This is a genomic window from Mesorhizobium sp. WSM4817 (genome assembly GCF_055811135.1).
Genome location: NZ_JBVVQQ010000018.1, coordinates 24,591 through 46,465, shown reverse-complemented (window position 1 = coordinate 46,465; position 21,875 = coordinate 24,591). Strand labels below are relative to the sequence as shown.

The 21,875-nt window shown below is 63.3% G+C and carries 18 protein-coding genes and 1 riboswitch; of the genes, 6 read left to right on the top strand and 12 right to left on the bottom strand.

Translation table 11 applies throughout. The annotated features are described in order from the left end of the window. Positions 1–45: 45 nt before the first annotated feature. Complete coding sequence (locus AC0L2K_RS22860; RefSeq protein WP_473532392.1) at positions 46–819, bottom strand: amino acid ABC transporter substrate-binding protein; 774 nt, start codon at positions 817–819, stop codon at positions 46–48. 345 nt (positions 820–1,164) lie between these two features. On the opposite strand from AC0L2K_RS22860, the gene AC0L2K_RS22855 reads away from it, so the two are divergent. Further along, a complete protein-coding gene (locus tag AC0L2K_RS22855; protein WP_287065664.1) occupies positions 1,165–2,028 on the top strand; it encodes an RNA polymerase factor sigma-32 in 864 nt (287 codons plus the stop codon). A gap of 231 nt (positions 2,029–2,259) precedes the next feature. On the opposite strand, the gene AC0L2K_RS22850 is transcribed toward AC0L2K_RS22855, so the two are convergent. From AC0L2K_RS22850 to thiB, 4 genes are all read right to left on the bottom strand, one after another. Beyond that, entirely contained in the window at positions 2,260–3,687 is a 1,428-nt protein-coding gene (locus AC0L2K_RS22850) for a M48 family metalloprotease (RefSeq protein ID WP_236369087.1), read from the bottom strand. 291 nt (positions 3,688–3,978) lie between these two features. Beyond that, a complete protein-coding gene (thiQ, locus tag AC0L2K_RS22845) occupies positions 3,979–4,749 on the bottom strand; it encodes a thiamine ABC transporter ATP-binding protein (RefSeq protein WP_473532391.1) in 771 nt (256 codons plus the stop codon). Next, positions 4,746–6,365 (bottom strand): thiamine/thiamine pyrophosphate ABC transporter permease, encoded by a 1,620-nt coding sequence (thiP, locus tag AC0L2K_RS22840; protein WP_473532390.1) that lies wholly within the window; start codon positions 6,363–6,365, stop codon positions 4,746–4,748. Before thiP ends, thiQ begins: the two co-directional genes overlap by 4 nt. A 92-nt stretch (positions 6,366–6,457) precedes the next feature. Beyond that, on the bottom strand, positions 6,458–7,471 hold the full coding sequence (gene thiB / locus AC0L2K_RS22835; RefSeq protein ID WP_473532389.1) for a thiamine ABC transporter substrate binding subunit: 1,014 nt from the start codon (positions 7,469–7,471) through the stop codon (positions 6,458–6,460). Between the two features lie 43 nt (positions 7,472–7,514). Continuing rightward, positions 7,515–7,628: riboswitch (TPP riboswitch) on the bottom strand. A gap of 102 nt (positions 7,629–7,730) precedes the next feature. Between thiB and AC0L2K_RS22830 the strand changes: the two genes are divergently transcribed. The 4 genes from AC0L2K_RS22830 (at position 7,731) to AC0L2K_RS22815 (ending at position 10,802) form a co-directional block, all read left to right on the top strand. Beyond that, positions 7,731–8,375, top strand: a complete 645-nt coding sequence (locus AC0L2K_RS22830) for a thiamine diphosphokinase (protein ID WP_023803904.1) — start codon at positions 7,731–7,733, stop codon at positions 8,373–8,375. A 1-nt stretch (position 8,376) separates the two neighbouring features. Further along, positions 8,377–10,197: an ABC-F family ATP-binding cassette domain-containing protein gene (locus tag AC0L2K_RS22825; protein ID WP_473532388.1), complete on the top strand. Its 1,821-nt coding sequence runs from the start codon at positions 8,377–8,379 to the stop codon at positions 10,195–10,197. Between the two features lie 63 nt (positions 10,198–10,260). Further along, positions 10,261–10,503: a type II toxin-antitoxin system CcdA family antitoxin gene (locus tag AC0L2K_RS22820; protein ID WP_091593381.1), complete on the top strand. Its 243-nt coding sequence runs from the start codon at positions 10,261–10,263 to the stop codon at positions 10,501–10,503. Continuing rightward, complete coding sequence (locus tag AC0L2K_RS22815; RefSeq protein WP_023803907.1) at positions 10,503–10,802, top strand: CcdB family protein; 300 nt, start codon at positions 10,503–10,505, stop codon at positions 10,800–10,802. Before AC0L2K_RS22820 ends, AC0L2K_RS22815 begins: the two co-directional genes overlap by 1 nt. A gap of 26 nt (positions 10,803–10,828) precedes the next feature. On the opposite strand, the gene AC0L2K_RS22810 is transcribed toward AC0L2K_RS22815, so the two are convergent. Both AC0L2K_RS22810 and AC0L2K_RS22805 read right to left on the bottom strand, forming a co-directional pair. Then, complete coding sequence (locus AC0L2K_RS22810; RefSeq protein WP_473532387.1) at positions 10,829–12,463, bottom strand: hypothetical protein; 1,635 nt, start codon at positions 12,461–12,463, stop codon at positions 10,829–10,831. Between the two features lie 74 nt (positions 12,464–12,537). Beyond that, entirely contained in the window at positions 12,538–13,836 is a 1,299-nt protein-coding gene (locus AC0L2K_RS22805) for an adenylosuccinate synthase (RefSeq protein WP_254019532.1), read from the bottom strand. A 313-nt stretch (positions 13,837–14,149) separates the two neighbouring features. Here AC0L2K_RS22805 and AC0L2K_RS22800 point away from each other — a divergent pair, with 313 nt between their 5' ends. Next, on the top strand, positions 14,150–15,040 hold the full coding sequence (locus AC0L2K_RS22800; RefSeq protein WP_287068006.1) for a DMT family transporter: 891 nt from the start codon (positions 14,150–14,152) through the stop codon (positions 15,038–15,040). A 104-nt stretch (positions 15,041–15,144) separates the two neighbouring features. On the opposite strand, the gene serA is transcribed toward AC0L2K_RS22800, so the two are convergent. From serA to glmM, 5 genes are all read right to left on the bottom strand, one after another. Next, positions 15,145–16,743, bottom strand: coding sequence for a phosphoglycerate dehydrogenase (gene serA, locus AC0L2K_RS22795; RefSeq protein WP_473532386.1), 1,599 nt, complete (start codon positions 16,741–16,743; stop codon positions 15,145–15,147). A 180-nt stretch (positions 16,744–16,923) separates the two neighbouring features. Then, the gene (locus tag AC0L2K_RS22790; protein ID WP_473532385.1) at positions 16,924–18,099 is read right to left on the bottom strand and encodes a phosphoserine transaminase; all 1,176 of its coding nucleotides are present in this window, start codon (positions 18,097–18,099) and stop codon (positions 16,924–16,926) included. A 188-nt stretch (positions 18,100–18,287) separates the two neighbouring features. Continuing rightward, positions 18,288–19,037 (bottom strand): outer membrane protein, encoded by a 750-nt coding sequence (locus tag AC0L2K_RS22785; protein ID WP_473532384.1) that lies wholly within the window; start codon positions 19,035–19,037, stop codon positions 18,288–18,290. Between the two features lie 191 nt (positions 19,038–19,228). Continuing rightward, a complete protein-coding gene (locus tag AC0L2K_RS22780; RefSeq protein ID WP_473532383.1) occupies positions 19,229–20,059 on the bottom strand; it encodes an outer membrane protein in 831 nt (276 codons plus the stop codon). Positions 20,060–20,286: 227 nt separating this feature from the next. After that, on the bottom strand, positions 20,287–21,639 hold the full coding sequence (gene glmM / locus AC0L2K_RS22775; RefSeq protein WP_287075060.1) for a phosphoglucosamine mutase: 1,353 nt from the start codon (positions 21,637–21,639) through the stop codon (positions 20,287–20,289). Positions 21,640–21,875: the final 236 nt, after the last annotated feature.

Here is a 21,875-nt window from a genome sequence, read left to right as displayed (position 1 = left end):
GCTTTGCCATGCGGGCCGGCAACCGGCCCGCTCCGTGAAATGCGCTTACTTCGAAACGTCCTGGCCGAAGTAAGTGTCGGCGATCTTCTGGTAGGTGCCGTCGGACTTGATATCGGCCAGCGCCCGATTGATGGCGGCGACCAGTTCCGGATCGCCCTTGCGCACGAGGACGCCGGAATAGTCGGCATTTTCTTCCTGCGCGGCGATCTTCACGTTGGCGTCGGGCTTGTGCTTCTTGAAATCGAGGAAGGACAGGCTGTCGTTGATGGTGGCATCGGCGCGGCCGGTAAGAAGCAGCTGGATCGATTGGTCGAAACCATCGGTACCGACGAGTTCGGCGCCGTTCGCTTCGGCGAGCTTGCCGAAATTCGAGGTCAGCGACTGCGCCGCCTTCTTGCCCTTCAGGTCGGCAAAGCTCTTGATGTCGGTATTGTCGCCGCGCACGATCAGCACCGCCTTGGAAGCAATATAGGGATCGGAGAAATCATACTTGGACTTGCGCTCCTCGGTGATGCCGACCTGGTTGATAACGGCGTCATAGCGCTCGGCGTCGAGGCCGGCGATCAGCCCATCCCATTTGCCTTCGAGGAATTCGGCCTTGACGCCGAGCCGCTCGGCGATCGCCTTGGCAATTTCGACGTCGAACCCGACCAGTTCGCCCGAGGCATCATGATAGGTGAAGGGGGCATAGGTGCCTTCCGTGCCGACCTTGAAGACACCGGCCTGCTTGATCTGATCGAGATTGGCGCCGGCATGGCCTGATGTGCCTGCCAGTACCTGCAGTGTTGCGGCGACGATAAGCGATTTGAGCCATTTCATTTTTCTGTGATCCCGTCATTGGCCGGCGTCCGGGGCCGGCGTCCGGCGCATTTGTGAGCGCCGGAAACTGACAGATGCAGCCTGGCGAAATAAGGAACCAGATTTCAAAAATGAGACACTTTCGAAATCCACTTCTCAAAACCACACCGACTCACGCCAACCGGCCGAGGAGCGACCGCCGCATCGAGCTTTCGAACAGTGCAATTCACGCGACATCAGCGGCGGAACCATTCGCGCGGGTGGCACGTTTGTTGGCTGTTGTAGGGCGCGGCGTCGCCAATTCAACCACGATGCCAGCTCAGGGGCGAGCGATCGCACCGCAACGCCCGGAACAGGGAGCGTGGCATGATGGAAGATACGGCAGGGCGAACCATGGTCCGCGCGGCGATGAAAGCCCCCTATCTCGCGCGCGAGGAGGAGCATGTTCTCGCGCTGCGCTGGAAGGAAGACAACGACCAGCAGGCACTGCACCAAATCGCCATGGCGCATATGCGGCTGGTTATTTCCATGGCCTCGAAGTTCCGCCACTATGGCCTGCCCCTCGGCGACCTGGTGCAGGAAGGCCATGTCGGCCTGCTGGAGGCAGCGGCCCGTTTCGAACCGGAGCGCGAGGTGCGGTTTTCGACCTATGCGACGTGGTGGATCCGTGCCTCGATGCAGGACTATATCCTGCGCAACTGGTCGATCGTGCGCGGCGGCACCAGTTCGGCGCAGAAGGCGCTGTTCTTCAATTTGCGGCGCCTGCGCGCCCGCTTGGCGAACGGTGCCGAGCCGATCTCGAACACCTCGCTCTACCGCGAGGTGTCGGTGGCGCTTGGCGTCTCCGAGGCCGACGTGGCGATGATGGACTCGCGCCTTTCGGCCCCGGATAGTTCGCTCAACCAGCCGCTCGCCGACGATGCGGGCGCCACAGAGCGAATGGATTTCCTGGTTTCGGACGATCCTTTGCCGGACGAAGTCGTGGGCGACACGATCGATGTCGAACGCCGCTCTATCTGGCTGAAAACCGCGCTCGGCGCGCTCAATGCCCGCGAGCTCAGGATCATCGAGGAACGCCGGCTGAGCGACGAGGGCGCGACGCTCGAAGCCCTCGGCGAGGCGCTTGGCATCTCCAAGGAACGCGTCCGCCAGATCGAGGCACGCGCCATGGAAAAGCTCAAGATAGCGCTGGTGAAGCAAAACCCCGAGTTTCTGGCGACCGCCGCCTAGGGGTGTGTTGCGATTCAGGTTAGGACGAGTCGGAGTCGAAGACGGGCGCGAAGCGACCAAACCAGGTGGTTTCCGAGAACCGGAGCGGAGCGTACATAAAGTACGTGAGCACCGGCCTACGCCGGCCGTAGCCTTACTGCCGCGACCGCTCATGAGTGCTCCGGCCGGCGAAGGTCGGAAGCGCACGAAATTGCCGTTTGCGGGCCGGCATCACCTGAATATCGACACACCCTATCTGTCGGTGATGATCTTGACCTTGTCGCCGGCCGAAACGGCTGCGCCGGGCGACATTGCATTGAGCACCCTGAACAGGTCGAGCTTGCGGTCGACGCCGACCATCTGCGCCGCGAGCGAACCCATGGTCTGTCCGGGCCGGACCGTGACGACGCGGATATGCAGCGGCTTCAGCGCTGCTTTTTCGGCCGCGCTCAAGATCCGGAACGAGCCGCTGACCGAGCGCGCCACCGCATCCAGCGAGGTGCTGGCGGAGGGGGCTGCCGTCAGCAGCCGGTAGACCTGGCCGCCGGCGCGGATCACCGCGATGCCGAACTGCCAGCCCTCGGCGCTGGCATGCGCCGTCGCCGCCTCGTTGCCGTTGATTGTTTCCTGGCGCACGCTGCTTTCGTCGAGACCGGCCACCCAGCCGCTGCGGAGGTAGTCGGTCAGCGATCGGTTCCTGTCGATCGAGACGCCGTCGAAGCGGATCGCTATGTCGCCCGGCCCGGTTGCCGTCACCGCCGCGGCCGAGTTGTCGATGATGAAGCCGTCGGGCACCGAGAACGACACGCCGAGCCCCGGATGCAGGAAGGTTTCGCCACGCACATAGCCTTCCTCCGGCGTGTCGCCGTAGAGCAGCCCGTCTATGCCGGCGAGGAAGGCGTCGCGGTCGCGCGTGCCGACGCCGGGCGCGCCGAACTGGCGGGCGTGGCGCTGCGCCAGATCGATGCGTTGCGGCGTGTTCGGGTGCGTTGCCAGGAAGTCGAGGCTGGCGTCGGTGGCGCCGCTGATCGAGCGGAAATCGGTGTAGGCCGACATGGACTGCAGGAAGCGGCCGGCGGCAAACGGATCGAAGCCCGCCTCGCCGATCGACTTGATGCCGATGCCGTCGGCCTCCAGCTCCTGATTGCGCGAGAACTGGGCAAGCCGCAGCTTGCCGCGGATCAGTGCCGCCTTGGCGGTCGGGCTGTCGCCGAGCACATCCGAGACGACTTTTGTCGCAAAGCCTTCCTCGGCCTCGAGCTGCTGGCGCTGCAAGCCGTGGTTTGCAGTGACATGGCCCATCTCATGCGCGATGACCGCGGCGAGCTCGGCCGAATCGTTGGCCAGCGCCAACAGGCCGCGCGTGATGTAGAGATAGCCGCCAGGCAATGCGAAAGCGTTGACGTTGGGCGAATTGAGGATCGTGATGCGGTAGGTCTGGCTCGGGTTGGCCGAAACCACCGTCAGGCTGCCGACGACTTTGGCGACCATGCGCTCGAGCTTGGGATCGGAATATTCGCCGCCATAGGTCGCGAGGATGCGCGGATGCTGCGCCTTGGCCATTTCGGCGACCTTGCTGTTGGCGGCAACATTGTCGACGGTGACCGGTTTGCTGGAAGGCTGGAAGCCGGATTCCTGAACGTCCGGAGGCGTGAACATCTGGCAGCTTGCCAATGCCATGGCAAAGCCGGCCAGCGCCAGGAAGCGCGCCAGCGGTTTCCTTCTCACTCTGTCTGTGCCGGTCGGCAGAACAGCTTCCTTTCGGCTCTCAGCACATGGCCCGAAAATCGGGCATCGATTTTCAGATCATGCGCAAAATCAACTGCCACAGCGTCCTTCGAGCCCACGAGCGCGGATGGCACCGTAGTGGCAAATCACAACCTATGCCGGACCAGTATCGGAGGACCTAGCCACACTACTTTGACCTTGGCAAGCAAACGCCACATCGCCTGAAGCCGGTTTGGCCGTAAATTATGTCCGCTTCCGGGCAACATCTCGTGATCCTGCGCCAAACGGACCTGCACCGATATAGCGCCGAAAGGCTTCCGGTCCAGCCTTGGTAAAAAAATCGGCGACAGTCCCGGTTGCGGCAACCGTGCCATTGTCCAGGAACACCATGTCCTGGCCGATACGGTGGGCGTCCTCCGGCTGATGGGTGACGAACAGCACCGTCATGCGCCGCTCCGCTTGGAGGTCGGCTACCAGATCGAGCATGTCGTCGCGCAAGGCCGGTCCGAGCGAGGCGAACGGTTCGTCGAGCAAGAGCACCGGCCGGTCGCGCACCAGGACGCGGGCGAGCGCGACGCGCTGCCGCTCGCCGCCGGAGAGTTCGCGCGGCAGGCGCCGTTGCTTGCCGGCAAGGCCGACGCGCTTGAGCGCCCCGGCGATTGCAGCGTGGTCGGCCTCGGTCAGCCTGAGCGATGGCGAGCGGCCAAGGCCGACATTTCGTTCGACCGAAAGATGGGCGAAGAGATTGTTTTCCTGGAACACCATCGACACTGGCCGCGCCGAAGGCGGTTTGCCGCCGACTTCGCCGCCACCGATCAGCACGCGGCCCGATCGCGGCGTCTCGAAGCCGGCCACCAGGTTGAGCAGTGTCGATTTTCCCGAGCCGCTCGGCCCCATGATGGCGGTGATCTTCGAGGCGGCGAACTCGACATCGAATAAAAACGGCGCTTCGCCATAGCTGAACGAGACCTTTTCCAGCCGCACAGCCGTACCGTTTTCGCTGTTGAGCATCATGATTTTTCTCCCCGTCCCAGCCAGTCCGCGGCCAGGACAAGCGCGAGACAGACGAGGCCGAGCAGCAATGCCAGGCCGGCCGCGTCCATCGTGCGGTAGCTGCCCATGCGGGCCAGCAAGAGATAAGGCAGCGTCTGCAGGGAGTCGCTGCCAAACAGGGCAATGACGCCGAGATCGCCGAGCGACAAAGCCATCGCGAACGCGAAACCGGTGGCGAGCGGCCGCCGCAGCGACGGCCAGTCGACCAGCCGGAAACGATTCCAGCCCGAAATGCCAAGCAGCAAACAGAGCCGCTCGTGGCGTTCGCTCGCCGCATCATAGCCGGGGCGAATGGCGCGGATGGCAAACGGCATCGCCATCACCGCATTGACGGCGACGACCATGACAGGGGCGATGGCAAAGACGTCGCTGACGGTCCGCAGGAGCAGGAACCAGCCGGCGCCGATGACGACGGGCGGCACGACGAGGACGAAGCCGGCGCCGGTATCGGTGGCGTATTCGAGCAGCGTCCTGGCGCCGACGCGACGCCTCAAGGCCAGCGCCCGGCGTGCCATGACCAGCGACAGCGACAGCGCCACTGCAAGCAGCGCCGCCAGCAAGGCGAGCACGGCGCTGGTCAGCGCCGCTTGCCGCACCGCGCTCTCGCCCGCCAGCCGGCCGAGATCGGCGCCAAGGCCTGACGTCACCGTGGCCGCCATCGGCCCGGCGACGAACAGCAAAGCGAGGATGATCAATGCTGCGTTCAGCACGGTCTCGGCGGCGCCGGCCGAAAGATAGCGGCGCGAAGCCACCGGCAGGTTGGCGTCGCCGACGGTATTGGCGCCGAGCCGCATCAATGCCAGCACGACGACGAAGGTCAGCGCGATCTGCAGCACTGTCAGCGTCACCGCGCGGGCAGGATCGAAATCGAAACGCAGCGCCTGGTAGATGGCGACCTCCAGCGTCGTCGCACGCGGCCCGCCGCCCAGCGTGAGTACGATGGTAAAGGATGTGATGCAGAGCATGAAGACAAGCCCGGCGACGCCCGGCAGCGCCGCGCGCAGCGTCGGCCATTCAATCAGCCGGAAGGCGGGCCTGGCGCCCATGCCGAGTTGGCTCGCCAGCCGCCACTGGTCGGCCGGCACTGTCGCAAGCGCTTCGAGGAACAGCCGCGTCGCCAGCGGCAGATTGAAGAAGACATGGGCGACGAGGATGCCGGACAGGCCGTACATGCCCGGCCAGCCCTGACCGCCGATCGCGCTGAGCACGCCGGCAAAATAGCCTGCACGGCCATAGAGTGCCAGAATCCCGAGTGCTGCGACGATGGCCGGCAGCGCGAGCGGCACGGCGAAGAGCTGCAGGATCAGGCCGCGACCAAAGAAGCGCGGATGCCGCGACAGCGCCCGCGCCACGAACAGCGCTGGCACGACGGAGAGCAGTGTCGACAGCAATGCCTGCCACAACGTGAATCGGGCGACGCTGAAGAGGTAGGAATCGAAGGCCGACGCGGCGCCGGACGGATCGCGGGCGCCTTCGACGATGAGCCCGGCGAACGCGCCGCCGATCAGCAGCGCAACAGCGGCAAGCGCAATTGTGCCGGCGGTGACGCGGGGGTCGGCAGGATATCCGGTACGCATGCCGCCCTGCCTAGTTCAACGATCGTCGAAGCAGAAAATATGGCTGAGGCCGAGTTCCCGGCGCCGTAGAGTGATCATCTCTCAATCACAAGCTACTTGCTCATCACCGACAGCCATTCGTCGACCCAGGCCTTGCGGTTGGCGGCGACCTCTTCGGGGCTTAACAGCAACGTCTTGGTCGGCTTGACGAGCTTGTCGAAAGCCGGATTGAGCGGCTTCTCGGTCTTGCCGGCAGGGAACATCCAGTTGGTCTCGGGAATGACATCCTGGAATTTCGGCCCGGTCATGAAAGTCAGGAACTGTTTCGCCAACGGGTTCTTCGCACCTGATTTGGTGATGCCGGCAACCTCGATCTGCAGATACGCGCCCTCGTCGAAGGACGCTGCCTGATAGCGTTGGGTGTTTTCGGCGACCATGTGATAGGCCGGCGACGTGGTATAGGACAGCACCATCGGCGCCTCGCCCTTGGTGAACAGGCCGTAGGCCTCGCTCCAGCCCGGCGTCACGGTGAGCACCTTTGCCTTAAGCTTGGCCCAGGCTTCGGGCGCCTTGTCGCGATAAACCGACTTCACCCACAACAGCAGGCCGAGACCGGGCGTCGAGGTGCGCGGATCCTGAATGACGATCTTTTCATCGGCATTGCCCTCGACCAATTCCTTCAGGCTCTTCGGCGGCGTCTTCAGCTTTTCGGTGTCGTAGACGACGGCGAAATAACCATAGTCGAACGGCACGAAAATATCGTCGCTCCAGCCGCCCGGCACCTTGACGTCGATGACGGCACCATGCGGCGAAAACAGGCCGGTGGCCTTGGCTTCCGCCGTCAGATTGGTGTCGAGGCCGAGCACGATGTCGGCCTTGGTCGCGGCCCCTTCCAGCCTGACGCGGTTGAGCAGGGCGACGCCGTCGGCGACCGCGACGAATTGGAGAATACAGCCGCATTCGGCCTCGAACGCCTTTTTGACCGCCGGGCCTGGACCCCATTCGGCGGTGAAGCTCTCATAGGTATAGACGGTGAGTTTTTCCTGCGCGGATGCCGACCCGGTGCCGGCGAGAACGGTCGCCGCGAGCAGCACTGCCGAAACAAGTGTGTATAAAAACGTGCGCATCGGCGCCTCCTTCGTTGGCGTTGAAGGGAATTGAGGCGTCGGCTTGTCCGAAACGTCTAATCCCTCCGCCGGTACAAACCGGATCAGGTTCAGCGGGTTGGCAGGTTGCCTCTCAGCCGGTCCGCGAAGATCGCGTCCAGCACCCCGTTAGAGCGCTTCGACACATAGGCCCGGCCCATCTGCGGCGCAAGCGGAAGTTTGCCGGGCATCCGGACCGCGGCCTTCCGTATCGCAAGCAGGGCTGGTAAGGGCCACGCATATGAGCAAATTCACCATCCTGCTTGGCGGCGACCTTATCCGCACGCCGCTGCTCGACCGCCAGGTCGAAGGCACGCGTGTCATCGCCGCCGACGCCGGCATCAGCCATGCCCGGACTCTGCGCCTGACGCCGGAACTCTGGGTCGGCGACTTCGATTCGGTGCCGGCGGATTTGCCGGACGAGCTCGCCGCCGTGCCGCGCCAGGTGTTTCCGGCAGAAAAGGACAAGACCGACGGCGAACTGGCTATCGCCGCCGCGCTCGAACGCGGCGCGACCAGCCTCGTGCTCGCCGGCGCGTTCGGCGGCAAGCGCACCGACCACGCCTTCCTGCACCTGGCGCTCGGCGTCCGGCTGGCCGAGGCAGGGACAGAGGTGCTTTTGACCAGTGGCGCACAGGAAGGCGTGCCCTTGCTTCCCGGAAAGGCCGGCTTCGACTACGCCGACGGCACGCTGTTTTCGATTCTCGGCTTCTCCGACCTTGCCGGTCTGACCGTGACCGGCGCCAAATGGCCGCTGAACCATGTCGAGGTGGCGTTCGGCTCGTCGCTGACCATTTCCAACGAGGTCAAGGGCCGGCTCGAAGTCGCGCTGGGCAGCGGCCGCGCGCTGTTGCTCGCCCATCCATTCCCCCTACCTGAAAGCTGACATGGCGCCGCCGCTTCTCAATCTCGACGGGATAAAACTGACCTTCGGTGGCACGCCGCTGCTCGACGGGACGGAACTGACGGCGTCGGCGGGCGACAAGATCGCTCTGGTCGGCCGCAACGGCTCGGGCAAGTCGAGGTTGCTGAAGATCGCTGCGGGATTGATCGAGCCGCAGGATGGCGAGGTGTTCCGCCAGCCTTCGGCAACAGTGCGCTACCTGCCGCAAATGCCCGACATGGATGGTTTCGCCAGCGTCCGCGCCTATGTCGAGGCGGGTCTCGGACCCGCCGACGATCCCTACCGCGCCACCTATCTGATGGAGCATCTCGGCCTGTCCGGCGAGGAACGGCCGAACGATCTCTCCGGCGGCGAAGCCCGCCGTGCTGCCCTGGCCCGCGTCATGGCGCCGGAGCCCGACATTCTCCTCCTCGATGAGCCGACCAACCATCTCGACCTGTCGGTCATCGAATGGCTGGAGGAGGAACTCGCCCGCACCTCTTCGGCGCTGATCGTCATCTCGCACGACCGCCGCTTCCTCGAGCGCGTGTCGCGCGCCACCGTCTGGCTCGATCGCGGCCAGACCCGCAGGCTGGACAAGGGCTTTAGCCATTTCGAGGAATGGCGCGACACCGTTCTGGAAGAAGAAGAGAGCGAGCAGCACAAGCTTGGCCGCCAGATCGTGCGCGAGGAGCACTGGCTGCGCTATGGCGTGACGGCAAGGCGCAAGCGCAACATGCGCCGGCTCGGCGAATTGCAGACCATGCGCCAGCGCTTTCGCGGCCATCGCGGCGCCGAGGGTGCGGCGACGATGGTGGCCAGCGAAGCCGCCGAATCGGGCAAGCTGGTGATCGAGGCCAGGAACATCGAGAAGAGCTTTGGCGACCTCACCGTGGTCAGGGGTTTCTCGACCCGCATCCAGCGCGGTGACCGCGTCGGCCTGGTCGGCCCGAACGGCGCCGGAAAGACGACGCTGCTGAAGATGCTGACCGGCGAATTGAAGCCGGACTCAGGCACGGTGCGACTCGGCACCAATCTGGAGATCGCCACGCTCGACCAGAAACGCGAGGCAGTCGACCCGCAAGAGACGCTGGCGCAGTATCTCACCGACGGCCGCGGCGAGAACCTTGTCATCAACGGCGAGCAGCGCCACGTCGTCTCCTACATGAAGGACTTCCTGTTCAAGCCGGAACAGGCGCGCACGCCGGTGCGCGAGCTTTCGGGCGGCGAGCGGGCGCGGCTGCTGCTCGCCCGTGTGCTGGCGCGGCCGGCAAATCTTTTGGTGCTGGACGAACCGACCAACGATCTCGACATGGAGACGCTGGAACTGCTGCAGGAACTGGTCGCCGGTTTTGCCGGCACCGTCATCCTGGTCAGCCACGACCGCGATTTCCTCGACCGCACGGTGACCAGCCTGATCGCGCCGGAAGGCGGCGGCCGCTGGATCGAATATGCCGGCGGCTATTCCGACATGCTGGCGCAGCGCGGCGGCACCAGGCTGGACGACCGCAAGGCACGGCCGAAGGCCGAGACGAGTGAAGTGGCGGCGGCAGCCCGGACCGAGGCAACTGCGCCGAAGGGCCCGGCGAAAAAACTGTCGTTCAAGCAGAAATTCGCGCTGGAATCGCTGCCCAAGAAGATCGACGCGGTGACCGCCTCGATATCACGGCTGGAGGACAATATCGCCGACCCGGCCTATTACGAGCGCGACCCGGCCTCATTCCAGAAGACCATCGCAGCGCTCGACAAGGAGCGCGCCACGCTGGCAGCGCTCGAGGAGCAATGGCTGGAACTTGAAATGCTGCGCGAGGAGATGGAGGGGTAGACGCTTCGCCGTTGCTCCACCACGACAATGCGCATACATTATGCGCATTCTGCGGAGGTTATCATGCGAAAGATAGCTATGAATGCGGTTCGTCAGCCGGCAAATCTGTCGATCGACTCAAAGCTCATGAAGGAAGCCAAGGGACTCGATGTGAATGTCTCGCGCGCCGCCGAAGCCGGTATCGCAGAGGCGGTGGCTGCCGAAAAAGCCCGACTATGGAAACTTGAGAATCGCGCCACAATAGAAGCGTGGAACGAATACGTCGAAAAGCACGGTATTCCGTTGGAAGAACATCGGCAGTTCTGATGGCACGCTATGATGTCTTCGCGGGTCGGGTCGAAGGCAGCTATTTGCTGGACGTCCAATCCGACCTGCTCGACGATTTTAAAACACGGGTGGTGATCCCGCTGCTTCCGACAACAATGACGCCGCCGCCTATGCGAAAGCTCCATCCCCTCGTCGAGATCAATGGGCGAAAATTGGTTGTGGCCACCCATCTGATCGCCACGGTTCCGGCCAAGGAATTGGGCGAAAGTCGACTGAATATCTCCAGGCATCACGACGACATCGTGGCCGCGCTCGACATGCTGTTCCAGGGCTTCTGAGCCGAAGGGAGGCTGGTGAGCCGGCCTCAGCCCGCCTCTTTTGTTTGCCAGGCCTTCAGCGCCTCGTCGAACACCTTCTCGCCGGGAATGCCCTTTTCCATGGTAAGCAGCGCCCGCCGTCCGGTCTTGTAGACGACCGGCACGTCGATCCATTTCTGGCCCCGCAGCAGGGTCAGATTGGCGTCTTCGTCCGGCTTTGTGTCGTTGAGAGCGACCAGGAAGAAGCCGTCGGCGATCTTGGCCGGGATGCCGATCAGCGGACTGCCGGCATCCTGTTCAGAGCCCTTCATGGCGACGCGCAGGACGTTGTCGACACCGCCGCCGTCGAAACCGTCGGGCGTCAGGAAAATCATCTCGATGATGTGGCTGGCCGGCAGCGTCTGGTCGGTGTTGCGGCGGATGGTCATGCGCAACTGCACGTCCTTGCCCGGAATGCTCGCCTCGGCGCGGATTGCCGGCTCGGGCGGCAGATTGCCGCCGGGCGATTCCTGCACCAGCGACCAGACGATGCTGCCGGGCTCGGCCGAGCCTTGCGCGGTGCTGGTGCGCTCCTCGTAGAAGATCGCCTTCTGGCCGACCGCCAGCGCGGTTTCCGCAGGCGCGGCTGTCGGTGCAGCACCCGGCGCGGCACCCGGGGCCGGCGCTGCCGGCGCGGCTGCGCTATCGGTCGGCGCCGCAGGCGCCAGCGTGGCGCCATCGGCAGGCGGTGTTGCGGGAGCCGCGCCCGGTGCGGGCACATTCGTGGCTGGCGTGCCGGCAGGCGCTGCAGGCGCAGGTGCGGCCGGCGGCGGCGTGGTCAGTGCTGCGACGGATTCGCCCTCTCCGATGCCGCCTTGTCCTGAAGCGGGGCCGGGATCGACCTCACCGCCCTCCGGTGTCAGCCGCTGGGTGAACTTTGTGCCCTCGGCATCGGCTGGAGCCGCTGCGGCCGGGGGCCTTGCCGCGGCATGGGTAGCCGGCCGCTCGGCCGGGCTCGGCTTCACCAGCGGTTCTACGGTTGCGACCGTCGTGCTGTTGAGACCCAGCATGTTGCTGAATGCGTCCTTGTTCAGCCAGATGCCGTAGCCGCCGCCGGCGATGACGAGCAAGACGACGACAGCGGCGATCAGCCCGCCATAGCTGCGCCTGCGCTCGGCAGGATGCTGAAAAGTGTCCGGCGCCGGCTCCTCGTCGTTGGGGAAGACATCGTCTCTAAAGCTATCGTCGTTCTCGTACGCCGCTGGAAGATCCGCGTCCGAAGTCTCCGCATCGGTGCCCTCTGGAGGCGGTTTTTGCCAATTCAGCGAGGCGTTGGCGGCAGGTGCCGGCTGCCATTCCGGCTCGGTCTTGGCCGGCTGCCATGCCGGCTCGGCCTTTACCGGCTGTCGGACATGGCTGGGTTGGTTCTTGTTGCGGTCGATGGAGGAGAAGATGTCCTCCAACTCCGACAGCGGATCGGATACCGGCGCAGGCTTGGCGTAGCCCCGCTCGACGATGGCGATGGCATCTTCCAGAGTGCGCTTATGCTGGGCAACGACCGACGGCGCCAGCGGCGGTATGTTCTTGGCAAGCTTGTCCGCGATTGTCGAACGGGCCTTGTCATAGACCCTGGCGCGTATCTCCGGCGTCGGATTTCCAAGGCCGTCGAGCGTCTTTTTCAGAGCACCAACAAAATCTGCCATGCTTCAGTCGACCTGCATTTCGTTTTTGGGCCGGCCCCCGCAAATCGGCCGCGATGCCCGGAACAGCTTGGAATCTAGTCTTGAAACGGATCGGTCACAAGTATTGTGTCGTCCCGTTCAGGGCTGGTGGAAAGGAGTGCGACCGGCGCGCCGATCAGTTCCTCGATGTGACGGACATATTTGACTGCCTGGGCCGGCAGATCGTTCCAGCTTCTGGCGCCGGCGCTGGTGCCTTTCCAGCCCTCCAGCGTCTCGTAGACCGGTTCGACGCGCGCCTGCGCACCCTGGCTGGCCGGCAGATAGTCGATCGCCTCGCCATCGAGGCGGTAGCCGGTGCAGACCTTGATCTCGTCCAGCCCGTCGAGCACGTCGAGCTTGGTCAGGGCGATGCCCTTGATGCCGTTTACGGCGACGGCTTGGCGAACCAGCACGGCATCGAACCAGCCGCAGCGGCGCTTGCGGCCGGTGACGACGCCGAACTCGTGGCCGCGAGTGCCCAGGAACTCGCCGATCTCGTTCTTCTGTTCGGTCGGGAACGGACCTTCGCCGACACGTGTCGTATAGGCCTTGGTGATGCCGAGCACATAACCGATGGCACCCGGGCCGACGCCGGATCCGGCGGCCGCTTGACCAGCCACCGTGTTGGACGAGGTGACGAACGGATAGGTGCCGTGGTCGATGTCGAGCAGCGTGCCCTGCGCGCCCTCGAACAGGATGCGTTCGCCGGCGCGGCGCTTGTCGTCGAGGATCTTCCAGACGCGGTCCATATAGGGCAGGATCTCGTCGGCGACCGAAATCAGCTCACTCATGATTGCGTCATGCGTGACTTCGGCGTGGCCGAGCCCGCGGCGTAGCGCATTGTGATGCGTCAGCAGCCTGTCGACCTTCAAGGGCAGCGTTTCCAAATCCGCCAAATCCATCACCCTGACCGCGCGCCGGCCCACCTTATCTTCATAAGCGGGGCCGATGCCGCGACGGGTCGTGCCGATTTTCGTTCCGGAATTGGAGGCGGCGTCTTCGCGGAATCCGTCCAGCTCCCGGTGCAAGGACAGGATAAGCGCGGTGTTTTCGGCTATTTTCAGGCGCTCCGGCGTGACCTCGACGCCTTGCGCCTGCAATTTCGCCACTTCCGCGACGAAGGCATGCGGATCGAAGACGACGCCATTACCGATGATGGACAGCTTGCCTTGACGCACCACGCCGGACGGCAGCAGCGACAGCTTGTAGACCTTGCCGTCGACGACCAGCGTATGGCCGGCATTGTGGCCGCCCTGGAAACGCACGACGACGTCGGCGCGTTCCGACAGCCAGTCAACGATCTTGCCTTTGCCCTCGTCGCCCCATTGCGAGCCGACGACCACCACATTGGCCATGTTTCTTTTCCCCTGAGGCGCCGCTCCGAGCGGCTTGAATGGTTCGAAACGACAGGCTTCTATCGCATCGGCCAGAAAATCGGAATCGATTTTCGGAAAGCACGACGCGAACATTCAAAGCCTTGAGACGCGTACTTTGTGCGTCCAGGTGGACGTACGTCGTTCTATAACGTCAACACCTGGCGAGCGCGACCATTCTTTGCCGCCGAAACCGCCCTCAGGCACAACAATTTTCGCCTTTGACATCATTTACTTGGGCGAACCACCACAATAGGTCGGCAATGACCCTGCCCACCCCAGGTGGAATTTCGCGATGCATCGAACCGCCTATCTGTTCCTGCTGTTCACCACCTTGCTGTGGGGCGGCAACTCCGTGGCCGGCAAGCTGGCAGTCGACCATATTTCGCCGATGACGCTGGTCTTCCTGCGCTGGGTCCTGGCCGTTCTGATCATGCTGCCGATCGGCTGGCGAACGCTGCGCGAGGACTGGCCGGTGGTGCGCAGGCATTGGTTGCTGCTTGGCGGGCTCGGCGCTTGCGGCTTCACCTTTTTCAACGCGATCTTCTACACGGCTCTCAACTACACGACGGCGATCAACGTCTCGATCGAGCAGGCGGCGATACCGATCGTGATCATCCTCGCCAATTTCGTGCTGTTTCGCCTGCGTGTGAACCGGGTGCAGATCGCCGGCGTCGTGCTGACGATCATTGGCGTCGCCCTGACCGCCAGCCACGGCGATCTGCGCCAGCTTCTCAAGCTGGACCTCAACTTCGGCGACGCCATCATGCTGATCGCGGTGCTTTGCTACAGCTTCTACTCGGTCGGGTTGCGGCTGAAGCCGGCCATACGCTGGCAAAGCCTGATGCTGGCGCTGTCGATTGCCGCACTGGTGACCTCGCTGCCTTTCTTGCTGTGGGAGGTGGCTGCCGGCAAGGTCATCATCCCCGATGCGCGCGGCTGGGCGATAGCGTTCTACACTGCGATCGGCGCTTCGGTCGTCTCGCAGATCCTTTATATCAGGGGCAACGAACTGATCGGCGCCAACCGGGCCGGCCTGTTCATCAACCTGGTGCCGATCTTCGGCACGCTGCTGTCGGTGCTGATCGTCGGTGAGACATTCCAGCTCTATCAGGGCGTGGCCCTCGTGCTGGTGCTCGGCGGCATCAGCCTGGCCGAATACAGCGGACGTAAAATGGCGATTTGACAGCCGGATCTTGTAACGGCCGTCAAAAAACTATGTCGATATTTCGACGCCGTTGTCGAAACGCCCCGTGGGCTTACAAAGCCCGCGGGGCGCTCGCGCATGATTCAGGCGACGCCGACGTCGAAATTCAGCCGCTTGGCGGAGTCGATCGACTTGTGCGCCCGCACCTGTTCCAGCACCTTCTCCGGGAACGGCGCATCGAGATAGAGCAGCGCGATGGCATCGCCGCCAGGCCGGTTGCGGCCGAGCTGGAAGTTGGCGATGTTGACGCCGTTCTCGCCGCAGACCGTGCCGAGCAGGCCGATGATGCCGGGCGCGTCGGCATTCGTCGTGTACAGCATGTGCTGACCGACCTCGGCGTCGAGGTTGATGCCCTTGATCTGGATGAAGCGCGGCTTGCCGTCCGAGAAGCAGGTGCCGGCGATCGCACGCGTCTTGTGCTCGGTCTTGACCGTCAGCTTGATATAGCCGTCGAACACGCCCGATTTGTCGCGCTTGACCTCGGCGACGATGATGCCGCGCTCCTTAACCATGATCGGCGCCGAAACCATGTTGACGTCGGAGACCTGCGGCCGGATCAGCCCGGCAAGTGTGGCGCTGATCAGCGCGCGCGTGTTCATCGTCGCGGTCGAGCCGTCGAACAGGATCTCGACCTCCTTGATCGGATCCTCGGTGACCTGGCCGACAAAGGCGCCGAGCACTTCGGCCAGCTTGACGAAAGGTTTTAAGCGCGGCGCTTCCTCGGCGGTGATCGACGGCATGTTGATGGCGTTGGAAACGGCGCCCTTGATCAGGTAGTCGGCCATCTGCTCGGCGACCTGCAGAGCGACATTCTCCTGCGCCTCCATCGTCGATGCGCCGAGATGCGGCGTCGCCACCACATTCTCCATGCCGAACAGCTCGCTTTTCTCCGCCGGCTCGACCTCGAACACGTCGATGCCGGCGCCTGCCACCTTGCCGCTTTTCAACGCCGCGATCAGGTCGGCCTCGACGATCAGCCCGCCACGGGCGCAGTTGATGATGCGCACGCCGGTCTTCATTTTGGCGATCGCCGCAGCGTCGATGATGTTGCGCGTCTTGTCGGTCAAGGGCGTGTGCAGGGTGATGAAATCGGCGCGGGCGAACAGCTCGTCGAGTTCCACCTTCTCGACGCCGAGCTCCTCGGCGCGGCTGTCCGACAGGAACGGATCGAAGGCGATGACGTGCATCTTCAGGCCAACGCCGCGCGTAGCGACGATCGAGCCGATATTGCCGCAGCCGATGATGCCCAGCGTCTTGCCGGTGATCTCGGTGCCCATGAAGCGGTTCTTTTCCCACTTGCCGGCATGGGTCGAGGCATTGGCTTCCGGTATCTGGCGGGCCAGCGCGAAGATCATGGCGACGGCATGCTCGGCGGTGGTGATCGAATTGCCGAAGGGCGTGTTCATCACGATGATGCCCTTGCGGCTCGCCGCCGGGATGTCGACATTGTCGACGCCGATGCCGGCGCGGCCGACCACCTTGAGCCTTGTGGCGGCGTCGATCAGCTTTTCGGTGACTTTGGTCGCCGAACGGATGGCGAGGCCGTCATACTGGCCGATCACTTCGAGCAGCTTTTCCTTGTCCTTGCCGAGATCGGGCAGGTAGTCGACCTCGATGCCGCGATCCCTGAAGATCTGCACGGCGGTGGTGGAGAGTTTGTCTGAGACGAGAACGCGGGGCATGGGCTTCATCCTTTGCGATTGGCGCCCCTCCCCTGATGGGAGGTTGGCGCGAAGTGCCGGGGTGGGGTGGCTGCGGCCGGGCGTGGCCGAAATCTTTTTCTTCTGGACGGCGGACCGTTGAGTTGGGTGGAGGCGACCCCACCCGGCCCTTCGGGCCACCCTCCCCTCGAAGGGGAGGGATCAGGCGGCCGCCTTGAGCGACGCCTTTTGCGCGGCAAAGGCCCAGTCGAGCCACGGCAGCAGCGCTTCGAGGTCGGAAGTCTCGACGGTCGCCCCGCACCAAATGCGCAGGCCCGGCGGCGCATCGCGATAGGCGCCGATATCGTAGGCGACGCCTTCCTTGTCGAGCGCCGAGACGATGCCCTTGGCGAACGCCGCTTGTCCGTCGGCATCGAGCGCGGCGACGTCCGGGTCGGTGAAGGAAAGACAGACGGACGTGTTCGATCGCGTCGCCGGGTCGGTGGCCAGATGGCCGAGCCATGCGGATTTACCGACGAAACCGTCGATAATGGCGGCATTGGCGTCGGCGCGGGCAATCAATGCGTCGAGGCCGCCGATCGACTTCGCCCAACGCAGTGCGTCGAGATAATCCTCGACGCACAGCATCGACGGCGTGTTGATGGTTTCGCCCTTAAAAATGCCTTCGATGAGCTTGCCGCCCGAGGTGAGGCGAAAGATTTTCGGCAGCGGCCAGCCAGGCTTGTAGCTTTCCAGCCGCTCGACGGCGCGTGGGCTGAGGATCAGCATGCCATGCGCACCTTCGCCGCCCAGCACCTTCTGCCAGGAGAAGGTGACGACGTCGAGCTTGCCAAAATCGAGCTCTTGCGCAAAGGCCGCCGACGTGGCGTCGCAGATGGTCAGGCCCTTGCGGGCGGCCGGGATGAAATCGCTGTTCGGCACGCGCACGCCTGAGGTCGTGCCGTTCCAGGTGAAGACCACGTCGCGGTCGAAGTCGATTTTTGTCAGATCCGGCAACGCACCGTAGCCGGCTTCGATCCTGCGCACGTCGGCGAGCTTCAGCTGCTTGACCACATCGGTGACCCAGCCGGAACCGAAACTCTCCCAGGCGACCATGTCGACGCCGCGTTCGCCGAGCAGCGACCACAGCGCCATCTCGACCGCGCCGGTGTCCGACGCCGGCACGATGCCGATGCGATAATCTGCCGGAATTTGGAGAATTTCCCGCGTCAGCTCGATCGCCTGCTCGAGCTTGGTCTTGCCGATCTTGGCGCGGTGCGAGCGTCCGAGCGCGGCGTTGGCCAGCGCCTCGACTGACCAGCCGGGGCGTTTTGCACAGGGACCTGAGGAAAAATTGGGATTTGCCGGGCGCAGTCCGGGCTTCGTATGGATCGTCATCGTGGTCTATCCTTCCAGATAGTGGCCCCTCGTTGGGGAGGGGTGGCCCACGGACGGCGATATGCGTTCAGGCTTCCGGCGTCAAGAGGAAAGTTTTTGTCGCTGACGGGATACTGGTCGCACCCCAGACCAAAAACAGAACGGCGGACCGAAGTCCGCCGCTGGCATCCCCGAGGCTTTCGCCGTGCCTACCAGAGATCGTAGCGCAGCCCGACCTTGACCTGATGATTGCTGATCCCTTTGTCGATCTGATAGGAATCCAAATCCTGTGCGGTGGTATATTCGGCGTCGGGTGCGGAGAAATATTGATAGCCCAGATCGACTGAAAGGTTCTTGGACACCTGGTAGGCAAGGCCGGCGTTCAGCGTATAGGCGAAAGAGTAATGGGTCTCGTTGTCATCGCGGACGAAATCGTCGGCGGGGTTGGCATTGTCTGTGAAGTAGTCCGCCGAGAGGCGCCGCCTGGTCTGCACAATACCGATACCGGCGCCGAGATAGGGTGTGATCCCGACATAGGTGCCAAGATCGACATAGCCGTTGAGCATGCCCGAGAACGCGTAGTTCTCCAGGTCCGCCGATGCCACGGTCGTTCCGTTGTCATAGCTGACGCTGATCTCGTTGCCGGGCAGATAGCCGAGATTGAGATCGGCGCGCAGATAATCGTTATAATGGTAGCCGAAGCCGATGCTGGCGAAGATGTGATCCTCTTCTTCGTCGAAGTTCGCTGGCGCGAAGGCGAAGTCCTCATTGTCGAAGCTCTTCTGCACCAGATAGGAGACATCGCCGCGCAGATACCATCCCGAACCGACTTCGATCGGCACATAGTCCGGCGCCTGGTCGACATAGATCGGCGGATCGTAGTCGGCGCCAAGCGCCTGCGACAACGGCGTCAGGGCGATTGCTGCAAGCGCCAGTGCTATGCGCGATTTGTATGTCATGATCCCCGGCTCCCGAAGGTGGCGCCATCCGCGATCGCGAGCGCCGTTTCAGGGCATTGTTAACCATAGTGGTTAAGTGGCGGTTAAGGATAACAGCGCGTTAGCGAATTGATTTTGATGCGCGTTGCCGCCACAACGAAAAAAACCGCCCGGCTTTTGCCGGGCGGCCCGCAAACCTGCTCTCGAAGCGATCACTTGGTGTAGACCGGTTCGGGTTCGTAGGCGATCGGCGTTGGCTGGGCGCAGTCCGAGTTGCCGAACTGATAGCGCAGGCCGCCGCGCACTTCGTGCACATTGATACCCTCGTCATGGCCAGGACCGACATTGCTGGCGAAGTTGAACATCTTACCGCCTTCGATACGGCTGTAACGGTAGCCGACATCGAGCTTGACCCGATCGGTCAGGCAGTAGGATGCGCCCGCCATGGCGGCATAGGCAAAACGCCAACCCTTGCCGCCATTGTGGGAGAATTCGCCGTCTTCAATGGTGTTGTGAAGCTTATCCCACTTGACCCAGGCGCCGCCAATGCCGGCGCCGACATAGGGCGTGATGCCGTGCCAGGTGCCGATATCGACATAGGCGTTGGCGAGCAGCAGCAGCGCGGTATAGGACGAGGTGTCGGTCGAAGTACAGGGATCTCCATCGAGGCAGATGCCGGTGGTCGAGCCGCGGAATTCGGATTTGCTCATCCAGTCCGCGGTCAGGTCGGTGCGGAAATACTGGTTGATCTGGTAACCGACGCCGGCACCGGCCGAGAAGGCACCGTCCAGCTCGCCGCTGTCAAAGCGGCCGGTGCCTGGATCCGGCCCGTAGGTGATGTAGTCGCCGCCGCGAAACTCCGACCAGTGATAGTCGATATCGCCGCGAATGTACCAGCCGCCATATTCGACCGGCTGCTCGTAGACCGGCAGCGGCGGGGCCGGCTCGACCACGGGCGGCTCGACGAAGTCGGCGGCCAACACTGGTCCGGCCACGCCCGCGAGCAGCGCGGCAAAGAGGCCCATTCTTGCTGTATTGAACATGCTTGTCACCCCTGAGAACCCTCGGCACAGCGAACGCGTCCGAATCTGATTGGTTTCAGTCGTGGATAATGAATTGGAAAAGTTAAAAGCCGTTTAACCCTATCGCTTAACCATGAATCTCTAAATCTTTCAGGATTCTCACGTTTTGCGCCAATGATTTGGCGTGCGAACACGCGAAAAAAAGCCCGCCGGAAGGCGGGCTTTTCAAGCTGGCAAAAGCTGGGGGATCAGGCGGCGCTGCGGGTTTCCGAAATGACCTCGACGATGTCGTTGACGACGGCCTCGACCAGTTGCTGATCGTCGCCTTCCGCCATGACGCGGATGAGCGGTTCCGTGCCGGACGGCCGGATGACCAGGCGGCCAGCCTGGCCCAAACGATGGCGTCCATCTTCGATCGCCGCCTTGACCAGGGCTTCCTCGAGCGGCTTGCCGCCGGAAATATGAACGTTCTTCAGCAATTGCGGCACCGGCGCGAACTTCTTCGACAGTTCGCTGACCGGTCGGTTCTGCCGCTTGATGCAGGCGAGCACCTGGAGTGCCGAGACGAGGCCGTCGCCGGTGGTGGAAAAATCGGACAGCACGATGTGGCCCGACTGTTCGCCGCCGACATTCAGGCCGTGCGCACGCATGTGCTCGACGACATAGCGGTCGCCGACCTTGGTACGGTGCAACTGCAGGTTCATGTCGCCGAGGAAGCGTTCGAGGCCGAGATTGGACATCACCGTCGAGACGACGCCGCCGCCGGCCAGCCGTCCGCTCTGATGCCAGGACTCGGCGATCAGCGCCATGATTTGGTCGCCATCGACGATCGCGCCGTTCTCGTCAACGATGACGACGCGGTCGGCGTCGCCGTCGAGCGCGATGCCGATATCGGCGCGCACTTCGTGCACCTTCTTCTGCAGGCCGGCCGGATGGGTCGAGCCGCACTCCTTGTTGATGTTGAAGCCGTTGGGCTCGACATTGATGGCGACAACTTCGGCGCCGAGTTCCCACAGCGCCTCGGGCGCCACCTTGTAGGCAGCGCCATTGGCGCAATCGACGACGATGCGGAGGCCCGACAGCGACATCGACCGTGGCAGCGTGCGCTTGGCGAATTCGATGTAGCGGTCATGAACGCCGTCGACGCGCTTGGCGCGGCCGAGTCCGTCCGAGTCGGCGAGCGCCAGTTCGATATCCTTGTCGAGCATCCCCTCGATGCGCTCCTCGATCTCGTCGGAAAGCTTGTAGCCATCGGGACCGAACAGCTTGATGCCGTTGTCGTAGTAGGGATTGTGCGAGGCCGAGATCATCACGCCGATGTCGGCGCGCAATGAGCGCACCAGCATGGCGACCGCGGGCGTCGGAATCGGGCCGAGCAGGAACACGTCCATGCCGGCGGCGCACAGGCCCGATACCATCGCGTTCTCGATCATGTAGCCGGAAAGTCTGGTGTCCTTGCCGAGCACGACGCGGTGACGATGGTTGCCGCGCTGGAACGAAAGGCCGGCGGCCATGCCGACCCTCATGGCGATCTCCGCCGTCATTGGAAATTTATTAGCGCGCCCGCGAATGCCGTCCGTGCCGAAATAACTTCCTGCCATGCTAGTCAGCTTCCCGATGGTTCATTGCTGGCACGTCATGCCACACATTGGCCCGAGCCTTATCATCACAATTCATGATTATAGGGCACCATTCCTTAGAAAACTGTTGTCTTGTGTGTTTTGTGTCACGTCAGTGCTTTGATTTTGCCTGCCCTGGTTGCAGCAGCAGCGTTCAGGGACTTCAGACCGCATCCCGATTCTTTCAAGTGTCAGTCGATAGGCATTGAACTCGGAAC